This is a genomic window from Mycobacterium sp. ACS4054, from assembly GCF_001667275.1.
Taxonomy (GTDB): domain Bacteria; phylum Actinomycetota; class Actinomycetes; order Mycobacteriales; family Mycobacteriaceae; genus Mycobacterium.
Genome location: NZ_LZHV01000031.1, coordinates 35,161 through 58,228 on the forward strand (window position 1 = coordinate 35,161; position 23,068 = coordinate 58,228).

24 protein-coding genes and 4 tRNA genes are annotated in these 23,068 nt (G+C 68.6%); 11 read left to right on the forward strand and 17 right to left on the reverse strand.

The genetic code is table 11. The annotated features are described in order from the left end of the window. Positions 1–124 precede the first annotated feature (124 nt). Positions 125–910 carry a polysaccharide deacetylase family protein gene (locus tag A5730_RS06245; protein ID WP_067897500.1) on the forward strand — a complete coding sequence of 262 codons (786 nt, stop codon included), beginning with the start codon at positions 125–127 and terminating at the stop codon, positions 908–910. Here A5730_RS06245 and A5730_RS06250 read toward each other — a convergent pair. Then, entirely contained in the window at positions 898–1,692 is a 795-nt protein-coding gene (locus A5730_RS06250; protein ID WP_067897091.1) for an IclR family transcriptional regulator, read from the reverse strand. The genes A5730_RS06245 and A5730_RS06250 overlap by 13 nt on opposite strands. Positions 1,693–1,722: 30 nt before the next feature. Then, on the reverse strand, positions 1,723–2,787 hold the full coding sequence (locus A5730_RS06255) for a permease (protein ID WP_067897093.1): 1,065 nt from the start codon (positions 2,785–2,787) through the stop codon (positions 1,723–1,725). A 103-nt stretch (positions 2,788–2,890) separates the two neighbouring features. Between A5730_RS06255 and A5730_RS06260 the strand changes: the two genes are divergently transcribed. Both A5730_RS06260 and A5730_RS06265 read left to right on the forward strand, forming a co-directional pair. Further along, positions 2,891–3,700 (forward strand): SGNH/GDSL hydrolase family protein, encoded by an 810-nt coding sequence (locus A5730_RS06260; RefSeq protein WP_067897503.1) that lies wholly within the window; start codon positions 2,891–2,893, stop codon positions 3,698–3,700. Between the two features lie 36 nt (positions 3,701–3,736). Continuing rightward, positions 3,737–4,402: a DedA family protein gene (locus tag A5730_RS06265; protein WP_067897095.1), complete on the forward strand. Its 666-nt coding sequence runs from the start codon at positions 3,737–3,739 to the stop codon at positions 4,400–4,402. Positions 4,403–4,405: 3 nt separating this feature from the next. On the opposite strand, the gene A5730_RS06270 is transcribed toward A5730_RS06265, so the two are convergent. Next, a complete protein-coding gene (locus A5730_RS06270) occupies positions 4,406–5,026 on the reverse strand; it encodes a TetR/AcrR family transcriptional regulator (RefSeq protein ID WP_055403921.1) in 621 nt (206 codons plus the stop codon). 154 nt (positions 5,027–5,180) lie between these two features. Between A5730_RS06270 and A5730_RS06275 the strand changes: the two genes are divergently transcribed. Then, on the forward strand, positions 5,181–5,618 hold the full coding sequence (locus A5730_RS06275; protein ID WP_067897098.1) for an anti-sigma factor antagonist: 438 nt from the start codon (positions 5,181–5,183) through the stop codon (positions 5,616–5,618). A gap of 16 nt (positions 5,619–5,634) precedes the next feature. Next, complete coding sequence (locus A5730_RS06280) at positions 5,635–6,723, forward strand: glutamate--cysteine ligase (protein ID WP_067897100.1); 1,089 nt, start codon at positions 5,635–5,637, stop codon at positions 6,721–6,723. Positions 6,724–6,736: 13 nt separating this feature from the next. Here the strand turns inward: A5730_RS06280 and A5730_RS06285 are convergent, their stop codons facing one another. From A5730_RS06285 to A5730_RS06295, 3 genes are read right to left on the reverse strand one after another with little or no spacing between them, the layout of a single operon-like run. Beyond that, positions 6,737–7,522: a sulfite exporter TauE/SafE family protein gene (locus A5730_RS06285; RefSeq protein ID WP_067897103.1), complete on the reverse strand. Its 786-nt coding sequence runs from the start codon at positions 7,520–7,522 to the stop codon at positions 6,737–6,739. A gap of 57 nt (positions 7,523–7,579) precedes the next feature. After that, the gene (locus A5730_RS06290) at positions 7,580–8,512 is read right to left on the reverse strand and encodes a catalase family peroxidase (RefSeq protein WP_067897106.1); all 933 of its coding nucleotides are present in this window, start codon (positions 8,510–8,512) and stop codon (positions 7,580–7,582) included. A 17-nt stretch (positions 8,513–8,529) separates the two neighbouring features. After that, on the reverse strand, positions 8,530–9,318 hold the full coding sequence (locus A5730_RS06295) for an SDR family NAD(P)-dependent oxidoreductase (protein ID WP_067897117.1): 789 nt from the start codon (positions 9,316–9,318) through the stop codon (positions 8,530–8,532). A 200-nt stretch (positions 9,319–9,518) separates the two neighbouring features. Between A5730_RS06295 and A5730_RS06300 the strand changes: the two genes are divergently transcribed. Both A5730_RS06300 and A5730_RS06305 read left to right on the forward strand, forming a co-directional pair. Next, entirely contained in the window at positions 9,519–10,028 is a 510-nt protein-coding gene (locus tag A5730_RS06300; protein WP_067897506.1) for a hypothetical protein, read from the forward strand. A 154-nt stretch (positions 10,029–10,182) separates the two neighbouring features. Then, positions 10,183–11,733 (forward strand): long-chain-fatty-acid--CoA ligase, encoded by a 1,551-nt coding sequence (locus tag A5730_RS06305; RefSeq protein ID WP_067897120.1) that lies wholly within the window; start codon positions 10,183–10,185, stop codon positions 11,731–11,733. 5 nt (positions 11,734–11,738) lie between these two features. Here A5730_RS06305 and A5730_RS06310 read toward each other — a convergent pair whose 3' ends face one another. The 4 genes from A5730_RS06310 to A5730_RS06325 all read right to left on the reverse strand — a co-directional run bounded on the left by A5730_RS06310 (position 11,739) and on the right by A5730_RS06325 (position 16,405). Then, positions 11,739–12,569 carry an enoyl-CoA hydratase/isomerase family protein gene (locus A5730_RS06310; protein WP_067897122.1) on the reverse strand — a complete coding sequence of 277 codons (831 nt, stop codon included), beginning with the start codon at positions 12,567–12,569 and terminating at the stop codon, positions 11,739–11,741. A 53-nt stretch (positions 12,570–12,622) separates the two neighbouring features. Beyond that, a complete protein-coding gene (locus A5730_RS06315) occupies positions 12,623–12,916 on the reverse strand; it encodes a hypothetical protein (protein WP_067897509.1) in 294 nt (97 codons plus the stop codon). Between the two features lie 33 nt (positions 12,917–12,949). Continuing rightward, positions 12,950–16,210: a serine/threonine-protein kinase gene (locus A5730_RS06320; RefSeq protein ID WP_067897125.1), complete on the reverse strand. Its 3,261-nt coding sequence runs from the start codon at positions 16,208–16,210 to the stop codon at positions 12,950–12,952. Positions 16,211–16,330: 120 nt separating this feature from the next. After that, positions 16,331–16,405: transfer RNA gene (locus A5730_RS06325), tRNA-Val, on the reverse strand. A 181-nt stretch (positions 16,406–16,586) separates the two neighbouring features. Here A5730_RS06325 and A5730_RS06330 point away from each other — a divergent pair. The 4 genes from A5730_RS06330 to A5730_RS06345 all read left to right on the forward strand — a co-directional run bounded on the left by A5730_RS06330 (position 16,587) and on the right by A5730_RS06345 (position 17,987). Further along, positions 16,587–16,659 (forward strand) — tRNA-Gly (locus A5730_RS06330). A gap of 28 nt (positions 16,660–16,687) precedes the next feature. Beyond that, positions 16,688–16,761: transfer RNA gene (locus tag A5730_RS06335), tRNA-Cys, on the forward strand. Positions 16,762–16,775: 14 nt separating this feature from the next. Then, a tRNA-Val gene (locus A5730_RS06340) sits at positions 16,776–16,850 on the forward strand. Positions 16,851–17,651: 801 nt separating this feature from the next. Then, entirely contained in the window at positions 17,652–17,987 is a 336-nt protein-coding gene (locus tag A5730_RS06345; RefSeq protein WP_156745708.1) for a hypothetical protein, read from the forward strand. Between the two features lie 251 nt (positions 17,988–18,238). Here the strand turns inward: A5730_RS06345 and A5730_RS06350 are convergent, their stop codons facing one another. The 7 genes from A5730_RS06350 to A5730_RS06375 all read right to left on the reverse strand — a co-directional run bounded on the left by A5730_RS06350 (position 18,239) and on the right by A5730_RS06375 (position 22,967). Next, complete coding sequence (locus A5730_RS06350; RefSeq protein ID WP_067897137.1) at positions 18,239–18,811, reverse strand: hypothetical protein; 573 nt, start codon at positions 18,809–18,811, stop codon at positions 18,239–18,241. After that, positions 18,792–20,723, reverse strand: coding sequence for an alpha/beta hydrolase (locus A5730_RS06355; protein WP_067897139.1), 1,932 nt, complete (start codon positions 20,721–20,723; stop codon positions 18,792–18,794). Before A5730_RS06355 ends, A5730_RS06350 begins: the two co-directional genes overlap by 20 nt. A 101-nt stretch (positions 20,724–20,824) precedes the next feature. After that, positions 20,825–21,187, reverse strand: coding sequence for a hypothetical protein (locus tag A5730_RS06360; protein WP_156745709.1), 363 nt, complete (start codon positions 21,185–21,187; stop codon positions 20,825–20,827). Further along, the gene (locus tag A5730_RS06365; protein ID WP_067897143.1) at positions 21,184–21,855 is read right to left on the reverse strand and encodes a hypothetical protein; all 672 of its coding nucleotides are present in this window, start codon (positions 21,853–21,855) and stop codon (positions 21,184–21,186) included. Before A5730_RS06365 ends, A5730_RS06360 begins: the two co-directional genes overlap by 4 nt. A 9-nt stretch (positions 21,856–21,864) precedes the next feature. Then, on the reverse strand, positions 21,865–22,095 hold the full coding sequence (locus tag A5730_RS24635; protein WP_156745710.1) for a hypothetical protein: 231 nt from the start codon (positions 22,093–22,095) through the stop codon (positions 21,865–21,867). A gap of 116 nt (positions 22,096–22,211) precedes the next feature. Continuing rightward, positions 22,212–22,706, reverse strand: coding sequence for a hypothetical protein (locus A5730_RS06370; protein ID WP_067897145.1), 495 nt, complete (start codon positions 22,704–22,706; stop codon positions 22,212–22,214). 69 nt (positions 22,707–22,775) lie between these two features. Then, the gene (locus A5730_RS06375; RefSeq protein ID WP_067897148.1) at positions 22,776–22,967 is read right to left on the reverse strand and encodes a hypothetical protein; all 192 of its coding nucleotides are present in this window, start codon (positions 22,965–22,967) and stop codon (positions 22,776–22,778) included. Between the last annotated feature and the right edge of the window lie 101 nt (positions 22,968–23,068).

Consider the following 23,068-nt stretch of genomic DNA (forward strand, 5'->3'; position numbering starts at 1 on the left):
GGGCGTCACAGCTTCATATCAACTCCGCGAACACCCCGCGGATGTGCCGGGTTTCGCGGCGGCGGCGCCCCTACCCTGGCAGCTGCCCGAATGTCGTTTTGCCAGGAGTGTTCGCGTGACCGAACTGGACCGGCGCCGGTTCCTGGTCGCGGTGGCCGCGACGCTGGCCGTCACCGGAATCCCGTTGCGGCCCAACGGGGCGACGGCGCTCGCGGACGCGCCCCGGCCGCTGGCACCGCCGCCGGACCCGCGCTCACGCGTCGCGCTGCCCGGTGGCGGTGTGCTGAACAAACTTCCGGGCAATGGCGATCTCTTGGCGTGGACGGTCGACGACGGCGCCAACACCGAAGTGGTGCGGCTCTACACACAATTCGCCAAGGACACCGGTGTGCGTCTGACCTACTTCGTCACCGGCGGCTACCGCTCCTGGACGGACAACGCCGGCCTGCTTCGACCGCTGGTCGACTCCGGGCAGATCCAGCTGGGCAACCACACCTGGACCCATGCCGACCTGACCAGACTGTCCAAGGGCCAGATCGCCGAGGAGCTCACGCGCACGGATGCGTTCCTGCGCAACGCGTACGGCGTTGACGCGGTCCCCTACTTTCGGCCCCCGTACGGCCATCACAATGCCGCGGTCGCCGCGGTGGCCGCCGACCTGGGCTACCAGATGACCACGTTGTGGTCCGGCGACTTACGGGACTCCGCACCGGTTTCCGAGGACCAGATCGTCAAAATTGCCTACCAGTCGTTCGTGGCACAGAACATCGTGATCGGCCACCTCAACCACCCGTCGGTCACCCGCGTCTACGGCCAGCTCGTGGACATCATCCGGTCACGCGGGCTGCGCACGGTGACGCTCAACGACGTCTTCCTGCGGCCCGCGCTCCGGACGCCTCACCCGAGCTGATCGCCAATCTCCTTGGCCGCCTTGACAAGTGCGGCGGCGACGGCCGCATGCCGGGAGGCGTCCAACCGGTTTTGGGGTGCGGCGGCGTTGAGCGCGAGCCGCAGGCCGGGGGCCCGCGTCGGGATGGGCACCGCGATCGATGCGACGCCCTCCTCGCTTTCCTCGCGGTTGATCGCGTACCCCCGTTCGCGGGTCGCGGCGAGCTCGGCCTCCAGCTCGGTGCGCCTGCCGATCGAGGACGCCGTGATGCGTTCCAACCGCTTGTGCGGCAGCAGCTGACGCAGCTCGGGCTCGGTCAGCTGCGCCAGCATGACCTTGCCCGTCGAGGTGCAATGCGCGGGCATGCTGCGGCCCAGCCGCGACGCGACCCGGACCGCGGCGGGGCCCTCGACCGCGGCGACGAAGCGGACGCTGGCACCGTCGAGCATCCCGACGTGAATCGTCTCGCGGAGTTGCTCGGCGAGGCCGCGCATGATCGGCGTCGCCGATCGCTGGATGTCGATGCGGCCGAAGATCGCGACGGCCACGCCGGTCAGCGACGGGCCGGGCAGGTAGGCCTTCGACAGCGGGTCCTGGCGGACGAACCCCCGGTAGGCCAGCATCGCCAGCAGCCGGTGCGCGGTGGACGACGCCACGCCCAGGTAGCGGGTGGCCTCGCTCAACCGGATCTGGGGTTGTTCGCCCAACAACAGCAGCAGCTTGAGCGCGTTGTCGACCGATTCGATCGGATACTGCGGCGCAAGCGAATCGGCGGCCGGCGCTTCGGCGTCCTTTTTCGCCATGACAGTGAAGCTACCCGCGCGGGTGGTGGCTCACAGCAAACTGAGCACGGCCGCGCCGGCCAGTCCCGCCGCGATCACCCCGCCCGTCGCGGTCGCGACGGCCTTCCAGCCGAACGTGCGGGCGACCATCGCGGCGCCGGGAACGCTCACCGCCGGCAACGTGATCAGCAGCGCGCCGATCGTCCCCGACGACGCGCCCAGCAGGGACAACCCCAGCAGGATCGGTATCTCCCCGGCCGTCGGGATGACCATCAGCGTGCCGGCGACCGCGACGACCGCCACGATCAGCAGGGCCGCCAGCACGCCCCGGTGCGCGGGTTGCCCCAGGGTCAGCAGGAAACCACGGAAGGCCCCTAGCAGGAGCACCAGGACCGCGTATTCGGGCAGCAGGAACACGCCCAACCACAGCAGCGCCCGCACGAACCCGCGCGGCCTTGCGGTCGCCTCGCCGTCGCGGTTAAGCGGCGTCGGCCCGGGCGCCTGCGAAAACAGGCCCACCGCGGCCGCGATGCCGAGCACCGCCGCGACCCCGACGATCAGCCTGGTCAGGCTCCACTGCCAGGGGGCGACGAAGAGCAGGAAGACGAGCACCGCCGGGTTGAGCAACGGATTGCCCAACCAATACGCGATGGCCGCCGCGGGGGTGATGCCGTTGCGCCGCAAGGTGACGGCGACCGGGGCGGCGCAGCAGGTGCACATCATCGACGGCATGCCGGCGGCCCCGCCGGCCACCGCGGAAGCGAGCAGCCGGCGGCGGTTCAACGCGCGCGGCAGCCACGACGGCGGGAGCAGCGCCTGCACCGAGGCGCTGATCAGGAGCGCCGCGACCAGCGCCGGCCAGATAGACCACAGGTAGGCGTGGAAGAAGGTCGCCGCCGCGTGCCAAGACGGGCCGTCGCCCGCGCGCACGCCGCCGACGGTCAGAATGCTCGAGGCGGACCAATGATGGGTTCGATGCGCCGCGGTGGCCTTCGCCGCGTAGGGCAGCCACTTCGCCCACAGCAGCCCGACCACGAACACGGTGACGGCGACGAAAACACCGGCCGCCACGGTTCCCCGGCGCCCAAGCTGAATTGCATTGCCCTTCAACGGCATAGCCACGTTCAACGAGGCTAGTCCATGCCCCACGGGCCCGCGGCGGCGCGTGGCGGGCCACGCCTCACGCGCCGGCATCGCCATCGCTATTATTCTCGGCTTCGTGCGCGGGGCTTTTCCCTCTGAATATCGCCGTTACGTCGCCATCGGGGACAGCCAGACCGAGGGCTTGTGGGACGGCGACGACGTCGTCGGCCTCCTCGGATTCGCCGACCGGCTCGCCGCCATGATCGATTCGCTGCATCCGGGCCTGCACTACGCCAACCTCGCGATCCGCGGCAAACGCATCGCCGATGTGTTGCACGAGCAGGTGCCGCGGGCCCTGGCGATGGAACCCGACCTGATCACCGTGTGCGCCGGCATGAACGACGTCATCCAGCCGGGCCGGTCGTTCGGGCCCGCCCTGGTTGACCTCGAGCACGTCTACGCGGCGCTGGCCGGATCCGGCGCGACGGTGGTGACGACCACCTTCCCGAACGTCGCGCAGTTCCTCCCGCTCGGGCGGCTGGTGTCCGGGCGCTTGGCCCGCATCAACGCGGCGATCACCGCGGCCGCCGAGCGCTACGGGTTCGGGCTCGTCGACCTGTACAACGCGCCATCGATGCGCGAGCTGGACACGTGGGCCATCGACCGGGTGCACGCGTCGGCCAAAGGGCACATGCTGTTCGCCGCCGCGGCCGCCGAGGCGTTGAATCTGCCTGGCAGCAACCATGATTGGGCCCACGCGACCGCCGACGCCCGGCGGCGCTCGCGCACCAGCGGCGCGTACGAGCAGCTGCGCTGGACGCAGGACAGCTTCTTCCCGTGGATCTGGCGCCGGCTGCGCGGCATGTCGTCGGCCGACGGGCGCGAACCCAAACGCCCGCAGTTGGAAAGCCTCGGCACGCCCAGCCGCGTCAACCGCAGGGTTTAGGGCGCGCACCGCTCGACGGTCAGGCATCCTGGACGCATGAATGTCGAGGCTTTGCTGCACGCGATCCCGCCGCTCGCCATCTACCTGGTGGTCGGCGGCGTGGTCGGGCTCGAGAGCCTGGGCATTCCCCTCCCCGGCGAGATCATCCTGGTCAGCGCGGCGCTGATGTCGTCGCATCACGACCTGGCCGTCAATCCCATCGGTGTCGGCGCCGCCGCCGTGATCGGCGCGGTGGTCGGCGACTCGATCGGCTACACCATCGGGCGCCGGTTCGGCATGCCGCTGTTCGACCGGCTCGGCCGCCGGTTCCCCAAACATTTCGGTCCCGGCCACGTCGCGTTGGCCGAGAAGTTGTTCAACCGCTGGGGAGTTCGGGCCGTGTTCTTCGGCCGCTTCATCGCGCTGCTGCGCATCTTCGCCGGTCCGCTGGCCGGAGCCCTGAAGATGCACTACCCCCGGTTTCTGGCGGCCAACGTCTCGGGCGCCATCTGCTGGGCCGGCGGCACCACCGCGCTGGTCTACTTCGCCGGAATGGCCGCGGAGCGCTGGCTGGAGCGGTTTTCCTGGATCGCGCTCGTCATCGCCGTCATCTGCGGCCTGATCGCAGCGGTGTTGCTGCGGGAGCGCACCTCGCGCGCGATCGCCGAACTCGAGGCCGAGCACTACCGCAAGGCCGAGAGCACCGCGGCCGACGCCGCCTGACCCCTAGCTGGCCGCCTCGCCGATGTCCTCCGGCGCGACCGGCCGGTGTTCCTCGATGAGGCCGGCCGCCATCTTGCGGGCGCGCAACGCCGCATCCGCGTCGCCGACGGCGGCCAGGATGATGGCGCCCTTCATCAGGATGTGCCAGGACGAGGCGAAGTCCTCGACGTCGGTCAATCCCGCCGCGACGGCGCGGTGACGCACGATGTCGCGGACGTGATCGATGTGGACGATGCAGGCCTGCCCCGCCGGCGAATCGTGCCCGAGCTCGAGCAGCACGTTGATGAACGAGCAGCCTTCGTAGCCGTCGCGGAGCTGAATCCACTCGTGCATCACGTCGAAGATGGCGAGCAACTGCTCCTCGGGCGTCTCGCCGCGCTGCCGTGACTGTTCCTCGATCAGGCCGTGCGTCCACAGCTCCTCGCGCCGCTGCAGCACGGCCAGCACCAGGTCGTTCTTGGTGGCGAAATGCCGGTACAACGTGGCCCGGGCGACACCGGCCCGCTCGATCACCTCTTCGGTCCCGACGGCCCGGATCCCACGCCTGCTGAACAGGTCATATGCCGCAGCCAAGATACGTTCACGAGCGGAGGCGGGGGGCGTTGCGACATCGGGAGTTGTCATAACAACCCACAACATACTCTTAAGTCAGTTATGTAGACAGACAGACCTGTCTTGTTATAGAAATGAGATTCGCATTCCGCGAAGAGTCTGTCTTCAGAGGGCAGGACGGGCATCCATCGCAGCGTCGTAGACGCCGGTCGATTAGGAGTCCACGATGAGCTCGGCCATTGCAGAACTTATGACAACCACCCACTTGATGCTGAGCACGAAGCTGGTCTACGAGCTGGGCGATCCGAACAGCACGCTGCGCGCGACAGCCGATCGCACCGGCCCGGCCGTGCTGATCTATGCGGGCGGCGAGGTCGACGCCTGCAACGAGCACACCTGGCGCCAGCTGATCAGCGAGGTGGCGGGCATCGTCATCGCGCCCGGTCCCCTGGTCGTCGACGTGACGGGCCTGGACTTCATGGGTTGCTGCGCGTTCGCCGTGCTGGCCGACGAGGCGCGCCGGTGCAAGGACCGTGGCGTCGAATTGCGCCTGGTGAGCCGCGAGCCGGTCGTCACGCGCCTCGTCGACGCGTGCGGCCTGTCCGGCCTGCTGCCCATCTATCCGACCGCCGACTCCGCGCTGGCGTCCGCGGCCCGTTGGTGACGGGTCGGCACAGGCGCTGAGCGACGCTCCCACCTTCGGCGCGGAGGAGGAATTTCTCCTCGTCGACCCGCGAACCGGCGAACCGGCGCCGCGCAACGAGGATGTGGCCGCCGAGGCCAAGCGCCGGGGAGTCGAGCTGCAGCTGGAACTGAGCAGCTGCCAGGTGGAAACGACCTCCAGCGTCGTGGCGGCCAGCTCTGAACTCGGCGAGGAACTGGCCCGGCTGCGGCGCACCGCGGCGCAGGCCGCCGAGGCGGTGGGCCTGCAGCTGCTGGCGGCCGGCCTCCCGCCGGCCACCCCGCACGAGTTCCCTGTCACCGACACCCCGCGTTACCGGCGCATCGGCGCCGAGTACGGGATGGTCGCGCACGAGCAGGGCATCTGCGGATGCCATGTGCACGTGCAGGTTCCGGACCGGGCGGCCGCGATCCGGGTCAGCAATTGGCTGCGGCCCTGGCTGCCGTCTTTGCTTGCCCTCTCGGCGAATTCGGCGGTGTACCGCAGCGCCGACAGCGGTTACGCCAGCTGGCGCAGCGTCCTGTGGCGACGCTGGCCGGTGGCCGGGCCGCCGCCCTTCTTTCCCTCTCCCGACGACTACGACCGCACGGTGCGGATGCTGATCGACAGCGACGTGATCCTGGACGAGAAGATGGTCTATTGGGATGTGCGGCCTTCGGAGAACTTCCCGACCATCGAGGTGCGGGTGGCCGACGTGCCGGCCACCGTCGCGGAAACGGTGCTGCTCGCCACCCTGGTCAGGGCCGCGGTGATGACCGCGCTCGACGCCCCCGGGGACGAGCCAGGGCGGCTCGCGCCGGCGGCCCTGCGCGCGGCGTATTGGAAGTCCGCCCACGACGGGCTCGCCGGACGCACGCTCGACCTGATCCACGGCCGCGGGGCGGTGCCGGCGCGGGACCTGTTGGACGCGCTGGTGCAGCGCGTGCGCCCCGCGTTGGAGTCGCTCGGCGAATACGACCGCGTCGCAAGCGAACTCGAGCGCGTCGCCGCCCAGGGCAACGGGGCCATGCGCCAGCTACGGGCCTGGCGCCGGCGGGGCGAGGTGGCCGACGTCGTCACCGAGGCGGCCGCCGCCACGCTGAGCTGAGGCCGCGCGGCGCCTACGCCACCGAGAGCAGGCGGTACAGCCCGATCAGGCCCACCACCACGATCGTGGCGCGCAGCGCGTTGCCCGACAGCCGACGCCCGTAGCGCGCCCCGATCAGTCCCCCGACCAGGGAGCCCGCCGCGATCAGCCCGGCGGCCGGCCAGCTGATCCGGTCGAAGGCCACCAACGTATAGGCAACGGCGGCAACCACATTCACCACCAGGGTCAGCAGGTTCTTCGCCGCGTTCATCCGCTGCACCGATTCGGGCAGCAAGGCCCCCATCAGGCCGACCAGCAGAATGCCTTGGGCGGCAGTGAAATACCCGCCGTAGACGCCGACCCCGAAGGTGCCGAGGACCAGGACGGCCATGCGGGCCGGGGTGATGTGCTCCGGTGAACGGCCCGCCGCCTCGGCGCGCCGGCTCGTCCACGCCTGGAGCCGGGGGCCGATGACCACCAGCACCAGCGCCAGCACCAACAGCACCGGCACCACCTCGGCGAAAACCTTTTCGGGCAGGTGCAGTAGCAGGAAGGCGCCCAGCACCCCGCCGGCCATCGACGCGGGCAGCTGCCAGCGCAGCCGGTCCCATTGCCCGCGCAGTTCCGCGCGATAGCCCCAGGTGCCGGAGACGCTGCCGGCAACCAAGCCCGTCGCGTTCGACATGGTGGCCGTGACCGGCGGGAAGCCGAGGGCGACCAGCGTCGGGAAGGTGATCAGGGTGCCGGATCCGACGAGCGCGTTGAAGGCGCCGGCGGCGAACCCGGCCAAGCAAATCAGGAAGAGGTGGGAAGGCGACACTGAAGAAAAACCCTAGCCTGCCGCCAGTTTCGGCAGGCGGCGGGTTCGGCTTGCGCGTCAGACGGCGGGGGCTTCGTCCCCGCGATCGACGCCGGTGCGCAGCTTCACCGACGCCGAATACGCGAGCGTCCGGAAGTGCAGCACCGGATCGTCGGAGGGTTCGATGCCGTCGGTCACCCGCATCGGGTCGAACACGACGATGTCGCCGCCGTGCTCGCGCTCGGTTTCCGGGCCGGTGATCTCGATGGTGCCGACGGTCGCGATCTGGGTGCTCTGCCAGGGCGCCGACGGGTCGACGGTCGAGTCGGTGGGCCCGGCGATCTGCACGCGATATTCGAACCGCACCGGCCCGCTGCCCAGGCGCGTGTTCAGCTCGTCGGTGAGGAAGTCGGCCCCCTCGCCGTGTGCGGCCGACGGCGACAGGAACTTCTCGGCCGCGGCCGGAACCAGGTGATAGCGAACGAATCTCGCGCTGCCGTCGGCCGCGACCCAGCGGAAGGCGTGCAAGCCGTGGTATTCGACGGTGGCGTAGCTGGCCGGGATCCTGTTGGCGTCGCGCACCACCGGCAGCGCACCGAGCAGCCGGGGGTGGGTGAGGAAGTACTTGGCCATCCGCAGCGGCGTGGTCAGCCCGGGCCGCATCGCCTTGAGCAGGTCGACGAACCCGTCCGGTGTGCTCGACACGAACAGGCGGGCCGTCTGCGTCGACACGTCGGTGGTGGAGCCGTCGGGCAGGGTGAACTTGACCGCCATCCCGCGGATGCCCGGCGCGTTGTCGCGCTGCTTGGGATTTCCGGCGCCGTTGGAGAAGCGGATCAGCGCCGGGACGGTCGAGCCGTCGAGATGCTTTGCGCGCGAGAGCATTAGCGCATCGGGGGTGGCGGTGAAGGTGCCGCGGTACAGCGTGCCTTTGGCGTGCAGCGCGCGGCAGCCCGGCTGCGCACCGCCGGTGCCTCGAATCGCCTCGATCGCGTCATCGGGAGTGACCATGCGCGAATCTTAAGGCGCTAGGAGGGAAAGCCGAAGAGTTTGACCACACCGTGATCTCGGCCGGCGGTGTAGCCGCCGTCCACGGCGATGGCCTGGCCGCTGACGAACGAGGCGTCGGGCGACAGCAGGAAGGCCGCCATGGCCGCGACCTCCTCGGGCTGACCCAGCCGTTGCAGGGCGTGCTCTTGCGTGATCGATTGCAGCGGGCCCTCCATGCCCGGGAGACCGAACACGCCTTGGGCCATCGGCGTTTCGATGAAGCCGGGACAGATGGCGTTGGCCCGGATGCCGCTCGGCCCGTAGTCGAGCGCGATGTTCTTGGTGAGCAACACGACGCCCCCCTTGGCCGCGTTGTACGAGCTGCCGCCCGCCGTGCCTTCCAGCCCCTCGACGCTGGCGACGGTCACGAGCGAACCCCGTTCGCCGTCGACGCGGGGTTGGGAGATCATCCGGGCCAGCGCGGCTTTGGCGACCAGGAACGTGCCGGTGAGGTTGATCCCGATCACCCGGTCCCATTCGGCCCGGTCGAGCAGGTGGACCGGGCCGCCCCCGGCCCCCCCGGCGGCGTGCAGGACACCGTCGAGGCGATCCGGGACGGCGGCCAGCACGGCGGCGACCGCGGCCTCGTCGGCGACGTCGGCGGCGACGAACTCGAACCGGGGCCCGAGGTCGGGCGGGTCGGCCAGGTCGGCGCCGATCACCGTGCCCCCCTCGGCCAGCAGGCGCCGCGCGGTGGCCAGGCCGATCCCGGAGGCGGCGCCCGTGACGACGAAGGTGCGTGAGCGGGCTCGGTCAGGATTCGCCACGGCTGGTCCCCTCTTTCGACGATCGTGTTGCCGCAGAAATGCTGACACACCCAGTCGATAAGGGAGAGCTATCAGCAAATAGCGGGGCGGTCTTGGACATCGCGTGCCGGCGGCGCGATCGTAGAGCCATGTTCACTTCGTCCCCGCCCGTACGGTTGTTCGCCCCGCGGTTCGTTGTCGCCGCGGCTGCGACGGCGGCGATGGTCCTGGTGGGCACGGCCCACGCGCCGTCGCCGGTGCGGCTCGCCTCGGCCGAGGCGATCGACATCGCCCAGGGCGTCTCGATCGTCCCGGCGCCCGGCTGGACGCTGGGGCATCGCGGGCCGAACTGGGTGGCGCTCAGCAACGCCGACGCCAGCGCGCAGCTGCGGGTCACGGTCAAACCCGCCGGCGGGACCGATGCCGTGGCCGTGCTGCAGGCGGACAAGGACCAGCTGACCGGGGACGCGGCGGCCATCCTGAGCAACGTGCGGAACGTGGGTGAGCCGCACACGAACGCGGTGGCGGGGCGGAAGTTCCAGCAGGAGGCCTCCGTCGACTACACCGCCGACGTGCTCGCCCCCGAAGGTGCGATCCCCGTCATCGGCAGCTTCACCGAATTGCTGAACCCGTCGACCGGGCAGTCGGCCTTCATCGACTACCGCCAGGACAACAGCGCGACCCCGCAGGCGGTCAGCGACGGCGGCACGATGATCGGGTCCATGTTCTGATTCCGCTTCGCGGGTGCCCGGGTTTTTGCGCGTGCGTCCACGGCTTTGCGCGTGCGTCCATGGCGGGAAAACCGCCCAATTTCGGCCCTCAGCGCACGGCCAAAGCCCTCAGTGCACACTCGACAGGAGAAAATTCACCTACTCGGAGGGGTTCATGCCATCAGGCGACGACACGACGGAGACGCTCGCCGGGTTCGTCGAGCGGCACGCGCGGCAACAGCCCGAGGCCATCGCGATCCGCTACGGGGAGCGGCAGTGGTCCTGGGCTGACTGGGCGGCGCGGATCCGTCGGGCGGCCGGCGCGCTGCGCGACGCCGGTGTGCAGCGCGGACAGTGCGTGGCGTTCCTGGACAAGAACCACCCGGCCTGCCTCGAGGTGCTGTTCGCCGCCGCGTCGATCGGGGCCGTGACCACCGTCGTCAACTGGCGGGTGATGGGCGACGAACTCGTGCACGTGCTCCACGACAGCGGGGCGCGGCTGCTCTTCGCCGGCGCCGAGCTGCGGCCCGCGGCCGAGGCGGCCGCCGAACGCGTGTCGGGGTTGGAGCGCATCGTCGCGGTGGGCGACGAATACGAGTCCCTGCTGGCCGCGGCCGAGCCCACCGAGGGCGACGCCGCCGTCGACCTGAGCGAGACCGCGCTGGTGATTTACAGCTCGGGCACCACCGGGCGGCCCAAGGGCGTGCTGCTGAGCCAGCGCGCGCTGGTCAATCACGCGGCGAACCTCGCGCCGGCCTTTCCGTTCGGCGACGGGGAAGCGAACCTCGTGGCGATGCCGTTGTTCCACGTCGGCGGAATCGGCTACGCGCTCTTCGGGATTCGGGCGGGGGTGCCGACGATCATGACCCGCGAACCCGACGCCGCCGCCCTGGTGGGGGGGGTGCGGGCCGGCGCGACGCACGCGTTCTTCGTACCGCCGGTGATCGCCCGGTTCCTCGAGGCCGGCGAGGCGGCCCACGCCACGATCGCGGGACTGCGCTACATCGTGTACGGGGCCGCGCCCATGCCGTTGCCGCTGCTGCACCGGGCGCTGGACACCTGGCCGGACACGCGTTTCGTCCAGGTGTACGGGCAGACGGAATTGTGTGGTGCGGTGACCGCGCTCAGCGACGACGACCACCGCGATCCCACCCGCCCGCACCTGCAACTGGCTGCCGGAAAGGCGGTGCTGGGCACCGAGATTCGCGTGGTCGATCCCGAGACGGGCGCCGAGGTGCCGGCCGGGGAGCCCGGCGAGATCTGGGTGCGCAGCAACCAGAACATGAGCGGCTACCTCAACCGGCCGGACGCGACCGCCGAGACCATCACCGACGACGACTGGGTGCGCACCGGTGACGTCGGCCGCCTGGACGCCGACGGTTACGTCTACATCGAAGACCGCCTCAAGGACATGATCATCACCGGCGGGGAGAACGTGTACGGGCCCGAGGTGGAAAGCGTGCTGATCGAGCATCCCGGCATCGCCGACGCGGCGGTGATCGGCGTGCCCGACGACTTCTGGGGCGAATCGGTCAAGGCGATCGTGGTGCCCGACGGTGAGGTCGACGCGGACGACGTCATCGCCTTCTGCCGCCGGCACCTGGCCGGCTACAAGTGCCCGCGAACGGTCGACTTCGTGGAAACGCTGCCCCGCAACGCGAGCGGAAAGATCCTCAAAACCCAGTTGCGCGAACCGTATTGGCGTGACCGGGGTCGGGGCATCTGACCGACCTATAGCCGGCCCTCGACCCGCAGGTCCGGGTGCACCCAGTCGGGCGAGCGGCGCTCCTTGAACGCGCGGAAGCCCTCGCGGGCCTCGGCGTCGCTGAGGCTGCTGACCATGCCGATGCGGTCGTAGAGGCCCAGGTAGCTATCGATGCTCGACTTGATCACGCCGCGGGCGCGCGGGGCGGTGCGACAGCACTGTGCGAGAAGCTCTTTCGCGGTATCGAGCAGGATCTCGTGCGGCACGACGCGGGTGACCAGGCCCCAGTCCAGGGCTTCGGCGGCGGTCAGCACCCGGCCGGTGAACATCAGGTCGCGGGTGCGCACCGGCCCGATGACCCGGGCCAGCATCTGGCTGTAGTAGGTGTCGGCGTAACCGCGGAACAGCTCCGGCACGCGGAAGGTGGCCCGGTCGCTGACCACCGACAGGTCGCTGCACAGCGCGATCTGGAACCCGCCGCCCTGGCACAGGCCGTTGACCGCGGAGACGATGGGTTTGGCCGAGGTGCGCACCGTGTCGAACGGCGTGACGTCCATGCCCAGCGCGCCGCCGAAGGTGATCCAGTTGTCGGTCGCTCCCCCGCCGCCCATGTCGCCGCCGGGCGCGAACACGTCGCCCGTCCCGGTGATCAACAGCCCGGCCAGGTCGGGGTCCTCGTTGAGACGTCCCACGGCGTAACGGATCCCGAAGTACATCGCGGGGGTCAGGGCGTTACGCGCCTCCGGACGGTCGATGGTGCACACCGCGATCGACCCCTGACGCTCGAAGGTCAAATACGGCGTGCCCAGCCAATCCCCCTCGGGCGGGCGGGGGCTGTCGTGCGGGGTCGGGGCCACGGGATTCCTCTGACGTCGGTCGCTACTGTCGCTCTTACAGTAGCCGCGCCGGTCTACGCGTATGCCAGTGTGGCCGTCGCGCTGCCCGCCGATGCGTCGTCGAGCAGGGTCGCGAGCTTGCTCTGCAGCGCGGTCGTGGCCTCGGCCACCGGCTTGTCGCAGAACCGGCAATTAACGCTGAACCTGGGTTGGTCATCTTCGTCCGGCCAGAACCGGCGGGGCCCCACCTGGGCGCCGGGGTCGAAGGCGACCGCCTGGTGCGGGGCATCCTTGAGCAGCCTGCCGACGGGATGACCTTGCGGGCATTCGAGTTTGAGGATGCCGATGCCTTCTTGGTTGCCTACCACGGCCACCGTCCTTTCGCGTGTTGTGTGTCGTCGTCAACCGAGGCCGGCGTCGATGAGCAGCCGCGGCAATCCGTGTCGCGCGCACAATTCGCGCACCAGCGCCAGGTCGTCGCGCGCGTCGTCGGCGCGCCCGACGGCCGTGAGCGTTTCGACCAGCAGCAGGCGGGCCTGCAGGGCCGCGAGTGGCCGGGCGGCCGGATCGATGCCGGCCAGCAGCGCGGTGGCGTTCCGGCATGCCCGGTCGCGGTCGTCGCGGGCGTGACTCCGGGACAGCAGCCGGATGCCGGAGGCGGCGTCGAACTCGGCGGTGACGGTCGCGATCCCGTCGCCGTCCCGGGGCACGTCGCCGGTGGCGCGCAGCCGCGCGGCCTCCGAAGGGTCGATGTCCAGCCCCAGCCTGACCCGCTCGTGGGTGATGGCGGCCGCCAGGCGGGGCAGCCGCAGCTTCTCGGCCACCGCCATCCCGGCGTCGAGGCGGCCGATCGCCTCCTCGCGATCGCCTTGCGCCGCTTTGATTTTGGCGCCGACGACGTAGCGGGCCGCTAGGTAGTCGACCCCGCCGCCTTCCGGACCCAGGTGATAGCTTTCCTCCAGCAGCTCGGCGGCCTCGTCCAATTCGCCTGTCTCGTAGAGCAATTCGCCGAGCACCGCGCCGGCGATGCGGGCGGTGTACGAGTGCGGGCCCATCGCGGAACCGATCTCGAACGCCTCCCGAAACTTGCGCAACGCGAGCGGGATGTCGAGCGACTGACGGGCGGCGATGCCGGCCCAGCTGCACGCGTAGACGGCGCCCACCGCACCGACCTGTTCGTTGAAGGGTTCCGCCCACGCCAGGAGTCGTTGCGCGGCCGGCAGGTCGAAGCGGTAGATCGCCGCGAATGCCAAGGCGGTGGCGGCAGCCTGCGGCAGCACGGGACGCAACTCGTCCGCGTTGGAGACCACGTCGGCCAGCCGCTGCTCGAGCCCGTCGGTGCGGTCGGCGTAGATCTCGGCCACCGCTCCCACCACGCTGGCTTCCAGCGCCAGGTCGGCGCGCCTCTCCTCGGGCAGGTCCGCCTTGGCCAGGGCGGTGGCGAAGCGCTGCAGCGCGGCCTCGGTGGCCTCGCTGCGGTGGAGCAGGATGTTGGCCCACGCCGACGCCAGCTGCAGCAGCGGCCTGGGCGTCACGAGGCTGGGCGGCAGCTTCTCGACGAGGCCCAGGAACGTCGTCATGCGGGACTGGTTGATCAGCGCCCTGGTCTCCAGGCGTTCGACGAGGTCGACCGCGTTCGCCGTCTCGCCCGCGGCCAGCGCGTGGTCGACGGCCTCGTTGAGGTGGCCGTGTTCGGCGAACCATTCCGAGGCCGTGTGGTGCAGCTCGGCGACGCTCCCGGGGTCCTCGCGCTCGAGCCGGCGTCGCAGGAACCCGGCGAACATCTGGTGGTAGCGAAACCATTGCGGCGCATGGTCGATGCGCCGCAGGAACAGGCCGCGCCGCTCGATGTCCTCGAGAATGGCGTGTCCCCCACCGACTTCGGCCAGCACCGTCGCCAGCTCGCCGCAGATGCGTTCGGTGATCGAGGTCGCCATCATGAACTCGACCAGCTCGGGCTCCAAGGTGTCCAGGACGTTCTCGGCGAGGAACTCTTCGACCGCCTCGTCGTCACCGGACATGCGGCTGACCAGGTCGCCGGCGTCGCCGCCGCCGCGCAGCGACAGCGTCGCCAATTGCAGCGCGGCCACCCAGCCGTCCGTCGACGCGGTCAGCGCCGCGACGTCGTCCCCCGGCAGCTCTAGCCCCGCGACGTCGTTGAGCAGGGCCCGCGCCTCGTCCGCATCGAAACGCAGCTTCTCGCAATCGATTTCGACCAGCTCGTCGCGGACCCGCAGCTTGCTCAACGTCACGGCCGGGCGCGACCAGCTGGTCACCACGATCTGCAGGTGATCGCCCGCGTGCTCGATCAGGAAGCGCAGCGCGTCGATCGCTTGGGCGTCCGAGACCCGCTGCCAGTCGTCGACCACCAGGGTGATCGGTTCGCCGAGCTCGTCGATCCCGTCGATCAGCGACGTCAACACGTAGCGGGTCGCCTCCTCCCCGCGCTGTTCGAGCATCTGCTCCAGCGGTTCGGCCAGGGCGGGGCGCACCCGCCGGATCGCGGCGAGCAGGTGCGCGAGGAACCACACCACGTTGTTGTCGTCGGCGTCCACCGTCAGCCAGGCCACCGTCACGCCGGAGGCCGTCAGTTCGGCGCGCCACTGGGCCACCAGGGTGGTCTTGCCGTATCCCGACGGCGCGTGCAGGACGATCAGCCGCCGGCGCCCGGCCTGGCGGAGCAGCGCCATCAACCGGTCGCGCGCGACGAGCGATCGGGCCGGCGCGGGGGGACGGTATTTCGTGGCCGGCGCCGGCGGCGTCGGCGCGGTTTTCTCCTCGGATTTTGCGACGGTCGATCCCGCGCCGGTGCCGTCGACCGGCACGATCATGCTGTCGACGGGGATCCCGCGCCGGCGTTGGGCCTCGCGGAGCTGCTCGCCGTATTCGAGCGCGGTCTTCGGGCGCCGGGTGGGATCGCGGGTCATGGCGGATTCGATGACGGCGATGACGTCGTCGGGCACGCCCTTCTCGGCCAGCATCTCCGGAATGGACCGGCCCATCGGCGGGTGGCCGGTCAGCGCGCAGAACAGCGTCGCGCCCAGTGAGTAGACGTCGGAACCGGTTGTGGGCGTGGCACCTTCGAGGAGTTCGGGCGCGATGAACGCCGGTGAGCCGATGACGACCCCGGCGCGGGTCTCGAACCCGCCGGCAACGCGGGCCAGGCCGAAGTCGGTGAGCTGCGGTTCGCCGTAGTCGGTCAGCAGGACGTTCCCCGGCTTCACGTCGCGGTGCAGGATGCCGGCCCGATGCGCGGCTTCCAGCGCGCCGGCGAGCTTGACGCCGATGCTGAGCACCTCGCGCCAGTGCACGGGGCCCTGGCCGCTGACCAGCCCCCACAGCGAGCCCCTGTCGTGGTAGGGCATCACGATGAACGGCCGGCCGCTGCGGGTGGTGCCGACCTGCAGGACCGTGACGATGTGCGGGTGCGCGGAGAGCCGGCCCATCGCGCGCTGCTCGCGCAGGAAGCGCTCGAGGTTCTCGGGGTCGAGGTCGTTGGTGAGCACCTTGACCGCCACCAGGCGGTCGAGCTCAGGCTGAGCGCAACGGTAGACCACCCCGAATCCGCCGCGGCCGATCTCGGTGACGTCGTCGAAGTCGAGTTCCGTGCCGATGCCGGCGACCAGATCCTGCTGGATCGCCGCTGCGTCCACGTCGGCCATCGACCTGTCCTCGCGAGTAGAGAGGGCCCCCAGTCGTGTCACCATAGCGCGGATTGACCTGGGGCGATGCCGGAAGTTTTATTGCTTGAGCCTGGTGGGCGCGTGCGTGGCGCCGTCAAATGGTGGTCCCGGCTGGGATCGAACCAGCGACCTTCCGCGTGTGAAGCGGACGCTCTCCCACTGAGCCACGGGACCGGCGCCGAGAGGCGAACGACGTCGAAGATTAGCACGAGCCTGGCCTCGACAACACCGGCCCATATGCGCCCCGAGGCCTCTGCGTTAGCCTGGACGCGGCTCGTACCGAGAAATTTGTATGTGCCCGCTCACGTGGACTATCGTCGTGCTTCGCACCGGGCGACGATCTCGTCCGAGGCGCGCGGATGTAGCGCAGTTGGTAGCGCATCACCTTGCCAAGGTGAGGGTCGCGGGTTCGAATCCCGTCATCCGCTCGAAGGTGCAAGTGGCATCAATCCCAGCGGTGGAGTGGCCGAGTGGTGAGGCAACGGCCTGCAAAGCCGTGCACACGGGTTCGATTCCCGTCTCCACCTCCAAGTTTTTGATCCCGGCGCGATTAGCTCAGCGGGAGAGCGCTTCCCTGACACGGAAGAGGTCACTGGTTCAATCCCAGTATCGCGCACCAGAGTTCTTTGCAGGTCAGACCTATTTTTTAGCGCCTTTGCTGCATCCGCGCCAATAGGGTCGCTGGGTTAGACACGCCGGCCGCATACGTACCCGCTGTCATCGCCGAGGAAGACAACCACCGGGGCGCTGTTCGAAGACATACTCGCGCGTAGATGAGCCACTCCCTTTGCCGAAGCGAGCAGAGCCCGCGGCAGTGTCGCGACCGAGCGCTGTGGCACGCGGTCCAGCATTCCCCTTGAACGCAAGGTGCGTCTGCACCTAATCACTGCGCGGTGCTCAAAAGGCGCCTTATCCGACTCGTCGCCGACAGTCGTTCGGGGTGCTCGGGAGGCGAGCAGCGGTTAGCGTCCATCGAGGATCACCCCCCGGGCCAGGGGTTGTGAAGCCTGGCTCGTTCAACTAGACAGAGGAGCCACGGCACTGGTCAGCATCGGACTAGGCCGGTAGACTTCCAATCTTCCTTTGCGGGAGTCTCGCCGGGAGCATTCATGCCCAACCATCATCCGTCGCGATCGTGGCGCGGCTGTGCAATGTGCAAGCCTCAGAAGCGCCGCGGTGCAGGCCGCTCCGTGAAAGACCCTGTCGCAGTGAAGCGGCGGCTCGGCCTGGCCCGACGATACTCACGCCGGACCCTTGAGCCTGGATCGTCGTGAGTCGGAGAACGGCGAGGTCGAGGAAAATCCCATACCGAGCATCGTGACCAGGTGGGATACTGGGCCAATGAGCCGTACGGACAAAGACCACCCGCGAGCGCGCCGCAAGCACTGGATGAGCGTCGGCACGCCCTCGTGGTTTAACCGTGCCCAGCGTAAACGCCAACGCGACAAGGCTCGCCAAGACATTCGCAAAGGTGATGAACCTCAACCGAATTACGGGAACCAACATTACTGGTAAAGACAATCCGCGTGGCGAACACATCGGCGCGCGGCTCGATCAAATCGACCAGCGAGCGGTGTTGAGCCACTACACCTTCCGTGGGAAGTGGTCGCCCGAGGATCGCGAATACGTCGGATTGTGCGCCGAGTTTCCGTCGCTGTCGTGGCTGGCCGGTACAGAGGTCGAGGCGATCGCTGGTATCGAGCGGCTCGTCGGCGAAATCCTGACTGACATGGCAGCCACCGGCGAAGTGCTGTGACGCCGCCGACCGCAAGGTGGTTCAACAGTGGAGCCCGGCATCATTCGGCCTTGGAACCGTGGAATGCTGCCCGCAGCCAATCCCGGGTGACTTCCAGGGTTGCGACAAATATTTGATGTACCCCGATGGCAGGTCGGCAAGGTGGCTATCGAACGGTGACACATACCCTTGGCTGGCCAGTCAATATTGCGCCGCAGGTGGTCACGCCGCGTGCCCGAGCTAGTCGCGCGAGTCGCGAGCCGATGTATGCCCTACCGCGCACCCAACTGGTCGTTGATGTTGGTCCACTGGCCTTCGCCCTTGTGGTTCCCCATGTTTCGGCACTGACCGTCGAGGATGATCTGCCCGTAAGCGTGGTCGGACGGCTGGTAACTGATAGTCGCGACCACGCCGTCCTTATTGAGCCCCGCACCGTGCAGGTGCTGGCCCGGCGACGCCCCCTCGCTCCAGCCGTGCGAGATCATCGCCGTTCGCACTTGCTGGAAATAGGCGTCGGGGTCGCCGTGGATCAGGAAGCTGAGCGTGACGGTGCCCTGAAACGGCGGATCGCCCTGGTCATTGCAGGAGGCGAAGGAGAACGCCCCGCTGACCCCGTCCAGCTTGGCGGCGGCCACGATCTGCCGGGCCGGCTCGATCACCTGAGCCCTGGTCTGGTCGTCGCTCATGGGGTGGGCGGTGTCTTCGTACGGGTTCGTCGATCCCCCGGCTTGTGGTTTGTGTTGCACTGTCGCGCATCCTCCTAACAACACGGCAACGACCAACACGGAACTGATCAGTGCTTGGCGCAACGACATTCGTCGTTCCTTAATGGTGGTGTTGGGCATCGAAAACATGGTTGTCGGTGATAGATCCTGGCGACCGCTCCCACTCGGGGTCAATGACGGCCGGTGTGTGCGGGCCGATGGTGACCGGGGGCAGGCCCGGGATTCGGACCTGCACGCCCCCGACCGAGTAGCGGTGGTCGGCCGTCATGCCGTCGGCCTGCAGCTGGTCGCCGTGGCCGGAGACGATGTCGGCCATGCCGTAAAGCGCTTCGCTGCCGCGGTGGTAGTAGTACGAGTGGTCGTGCGGGTTGATGCCATCGGAGCCGGGAACCTCGGCGCGGAAGCGCACCGAGCCGAACCCGTCGGCGGCCGGGTCGACGCCCAGGCTGGGGTTGGTGCCAAAGAAGTTCTGCCCGAACAGGTTCTTGCTCGTACCGTCGAGTTGACCGAGCATGCCGACCGGATCGGTGGAGGCGTCTCCGACGAAGACGTGTCCGCCGTCGAGGTGAAACTGTGCAGCGGACTGTGCCGCGTCGGTGCCCGGGCAACCCAGCAGCACAGCGTCATTGGCGTGCATCCCGTGCAGCGCGAAGGCGTCGGCAACGGTGGTCGAACCATAGGAATGACCCAACACCGTGACGTGCTGGCCGGCGCCTAGGTGTGTCGCCCACAGACCGTTGACGTCCTGCGCCAGCGCCTCGCTGCCCGCGCGAGCCAGTGCCGGTGTGGAGATGCGCTGCACGTCGTCGAATCCGTTCGGGGCGTCGTAGCCCATCCACGCGATCACCGCCGTCGGGTTGTTCGGGTCGGCGGCGTTGGCCTGTTCGAACAGGTTGATCGCGTCGTTGTGGCCGTCGTGCAGCCAGCCGCCTTTCACGCTGCTACTGGTGCCGGGCACGATCACCGCGGTGTTCTTCGCGGTGTCCGGGTTGCCGATCGCGATCGCCGCCCGGCCCTTGCCGCCGAAAGCCATTGGGTCATAGGCGAATAGATAGACCGGCTTCGGACGAAGCGGGTCTCCCGCGTCGTGATCGAGGCCGAGCTTGGTCTCGTTGGCGTTCTGGTAGCGGGTGACGTACGTTGGGGACAGCCCGTATTTCGCGGGGTCGCGCAGCACGTCGTCCACCGAGACGCCGTTGCGGCCGGCGACACCGCGCACCCGGTCGAGGTCTTGATTCATCACGGTGAGGTTGGCCTGATTGCGCGCTAAGATGGGGACGCCGTTGAGGTTGCCGATCTGGTCGGGGTGCTCGGCGAGGAATCGCTGCCGCTGCTGCGGGGTCAGCGATGTCCACCAGCGGTTCACGTCCTCGGGTTTGGTGCTCGGCGGCGGGATCTGGGTGTCGGCGTCGACCGGCGCGATGATGTTCGGGTCGTAGCCGTCGGTGCGCAGATTGCCCAGGCAATTCTGCAGCGTGGACGAGTAGCCGTCGCGGATCGACTCCATGTCGTGCAGGGCATCCCGGACATCGTCGGCGGCGTCGGCCTTCGCATCCTCGATCAACTTCTCCAGAAAGGCCTTGTCCTTCGCGTCGAGGTTGCCGTGCTGCAGATCGTGCTCGGCCGCGTCGATGAGGTTGTCCAGGCCCTGCAGCTCTTGTTCCAGCGTGGCGATGCGTTGCGCACCGGCCTTCTGCGCCTCGGCCAGCGCTGCGGCGATGTTCTCCAGGTCCGCACCGATCTTGGGTAACTGCTCCGACTGTGCGCCAAGGGATTTGACCACCCGTTGCACCTCGGCCGAGTCGTTGATCGGGTGATCGCCGTTCTGGTGGTTCCACGCCGCGTCGAAGCGCTTCCGGGCTTGCTCGAACGCGTGGTCGGCTTCGGCGGTGCACCGGCCCGCACTGTGGAAGGCCTCGGCCAGGCTCGAAATCTGAGCGGGGCTGCCGGCCTGCAGGCTCTGATTGATCGCCCACGGATCGCCGCCGGCCCTGCCGATCAGTTCGGCAATGCTGAGCCATTTCAGCTGCATCGCACCGCCCCTAAGCCTGCTGGACTCCTCCAACCAGCTATGAGGTTACCTCCGCAGCCGCCGCGGCGACGTCGCTCGACGTGCGCTCGCCCCTTAGGACTTTATGGGCGCTCCTGAATGACGCATTCCACGATCCGATTGGCCAGGCGCGGGTCGAAACCCATCCGCGAGACCTTCTGGCCTTCGGCGGCGGGAGTAACACCGGAATTGAGGTCCTGCTCGATGGTCCCGATGAGTTGCTGGTTCTGGGGGTCGTGCTCCCACAGCGGCACATTCGGGATGCTTCCCAGGCAATTTCCGTAACCGCTCAAGTCGGCACGGGCAGGCGCCGCCACCGGGGCGACCGACAGCATGGCGATGGCTATGCCCATCGCGGCAGCAACGTAGAAGAAACGCACGGTCACCTGGTTACCCAGCCACAACGCCGAGTAATCAGCAAACGGTTTGCGGGGCGGCCCACTCACACGTCGATCCCATATCCACCGCGCAGGTCCTTGTGCGCGGCCTCCAACGTGCGGTCGCACAGCGCCACGAGCGCGTCGAGATCGAGCTCCGATTCCCGGCCCAACCGGTCCAGCCACACCGTCTCCACCTTCCTCAGCTCCGACCACTTGAGTTCGCCCTCGTAGTACACGGTCACGTCCTCCTGCGGCTCGGGGCACGAGGTGGACTGCGCCAATTGCCGCTTGCACGAATCCAATTGGGTCAAGGAGTAGCCATGCTCGCGGAATTGCCGGTCCCACTCGTCGAGCAGCAGGCTGACCGCGTCGCGCACCGGTGGCGCGGCGTAAACCATCAGCTCGGCCACCCCGTCGTCGAGCCCCAGGCGCATGCGGAAGTCATAGAGCTCTCGGATGGCCTCTGCGCGCCGCTGGCTGGCGATCTCCTCGGCGGTGCCGGACCCCTCGTACTGTGCCGCGCGTTTGACGTAGATGGTCGCCGAGATCAGCGACTTCAACACGGCCTTCTTGTCGTCGGCCGCCCGCTTCTCGAAGTCGAGGACGCGTTCGTGGCGGCGGTCTTCCTCCTTGGTCCTGAAGTCGATGCGCTTCGTCCAGATCGCGACGGTGGCGCTCGAGATCACCGACGCGAGGGGGACGAGCGCGTTGGTCACCAATGTCGCCCAGTTCATCGTCGACCCTTACCCGCAGTAGCCGGGGGGCGGCGCCGGGGCGCCGCGCGGAATCGCGGTTTGGTTGCAGAGGCCCGATTCCGAGTGCGGATTTTGGGCCGCGGTGGGGTTGGGGCCGGGGGTGCTGGGCGGCGCGGGATCGGCGTTGGCGAGGGCGGCGGTGAGGCCCGTAACGGCCATCCCCAGCCCCGCGGCAAGAACGGTGCCGGCGGCGAATCTCTTAAGTCTGGGTGTCGTCATGATGCTCCTTTTGCGTCGACCCAACGGCCGGAGCGGAGTTTCGTGCGGGCAGGCGTGCGCCCAAAGCTAAATCGAGGCTATGTGGGTCGCCAGAGGGTGTCTGGCGTTTGAGCAATTCAGACGCGCTCGGCCTTCATGTCCATGTCGATGGTTCCCTGGCATGCGCCGCTCAAGATCTCGGTGTGCATGAGGCCGTCGAGCGTGCCGTCGGGTTGGGGCGTGTAGGTCACGGTGGCCCGCGCCGGATTCCATTGGATCGAGGTGTCGGGCATCATGCAGTCCCACTGGAAATCATTGGTTTGCGTCCACGACTTGCCGTCCCACGTGAACTGGATCGGCTGCGGAACCGTCGGGTTGGTCGGCGGCGGGCCGCTGACGATCGTGGCGACGCACTTTCCGTTGTTGCAGCTCGAGCGGATCCCGTAGGTCTCGGTGTGCTGCTGCTCGGGATTGCCGACCGCCATGCTGTTCCCCGCCTTCGGACCGACCATGAACGTGATCGCGTACTGGCCGTTCCAGGACGGATTATCGGCGAGGGCAGCCGGCGAAAGAGACAGGCCGAGCGGGAACCACGCGGCGCATAGACCGATGAAGCAGCGGGTCGACGTCATCGTCTCTCCTCGTGAGGCCGTACTCATGCCATATTCGTACGCCGGTCGATCACGGGCAAGCCCTCGGCCTCACCAACCCCACTCGTCATCCTCGAGGACATCCACGGTCAGCGCGTTGTCGGCCGCGCCCTTGGTTCCGTAGCTGAAGGTCAGCAGCGTCCGGTCGTCGTCGAGGGGCTCGGTCGCCACGACGGTAGCGTGCCCGATCTTCATGCGGATCTTGTCGCCGGGCTTCAGTTCGTCAACACGTTTAAGGGGCACGCTCCACCCATCAGCACCACAGGATGTGTCAATGTTACCGACGGGGGAATTGCTCAATCTTGTGGCGCCGAAACCTCATGGAGTCAACGGCATTCGCGGCG

Excerpts from the sequence above, each read along its gene's own strand:
- A5730_RS06250 (WP_067897091.1), bottom strand. The coding sequence starts at position 1,692 with ATGGCGAAAAAGGACGCCGAAGCGCCGGCCGCCGATTCGCTTGCGCCG.
- A5730_RS06255 (WP_067897093.1), bottom strand. The coding sequence starts at position 2,787 with ATGCCGTTGAAGGGCAATGCAATTCAGCTTGGGCGCCGGGGAACCGTG.
- A5730_RS06265 (WP_067897095.1), top strand. The coding sequence starts at position 3,737 with ATGAATGTCGAGGCTTTGCTGCACGCGATCCCGCCGCTCGCCATCTAC.
- A5730_RS06270 (WP_055403921.1), bottom strand. The coding sequence starts at position 5,026 with ATGACAACTCCCGATGTCGCAACGCCCCCCGCCTCCGCTCGTGAACGT.
- A5730_RS06275 (WP_067897098.1), top strand. The coding sequence starts at position 5,181 with ATGAGCTCGGCCATTGCAGAACTTATGACAACCACCCACTTGATGCTG.
- A5730_RS06290 (WP_067897106.1), bottom strand. The coding sequence starts at position 8,512 with ATGGTCACTCCCGATGACGCGATCGAGGCGATTCGAGGCACCGGCGGT.
- A5730_RS06300 (WP_067897506.1), top strand. The coding sequence starts at position 9,519 with ATGGTCCTGGTGGGCACGGCCCACGCGCCGTCGCCGGTGCGGCTCGCC.
- A5730_RS06305 (WP_067897120.1), top strand. The coding sequence starts at position 10,183 with ATGCCATCAGGCGACGACACGACGGAGACGCTCGCCGGGTTCGTCGAG.
- A5730_RS06320 (WP_067897125.1), bottom strand. The coding sequence starts at position 16,210 with ATGGCCGACGTGGACGCAGCGGCGATCCAGCAGGATCTGGTCGCCGGC.
- A5730_RS06350 (WP_067897137.1), bottom strand. The coding sequence starts at position 18,811 with ATGCCCAACACCACCATTAAGGAACGACGAATGTCGTTGCGCCAAGCA.
- A5730_RS06355 (WP_067897139.1), bottom strand. The coding sequence starts at position 20,723 with ATGCAGCTGAAATGGCTCAGCATTGCCGAACTGATCGGCAGGGCCGGC.
- A5730_RS06365 (WP_067897143.1), bottom strand. The coding sequence starts at position 21,855 with ATGAACTGGGCGACATTGGTGACCAACGCGCTCGTCCCCCTCGCGTCG.
- A5730_RS24635 (WP_156745710.1), bottom strand. The coding sequence starts at position 22,095 with ATGACGACACCCAGACTTAAGAGATTCGCCGCCGGCACCGTTCTTGCC.
- A5730_RS06370 (WP_067897145.1), bottom strand. The coding sequence starts at position 22,706 with ATGACGTCGACCCGCTGCTTCATCGGTCTATGCGCCGCGTGGTTCCCG.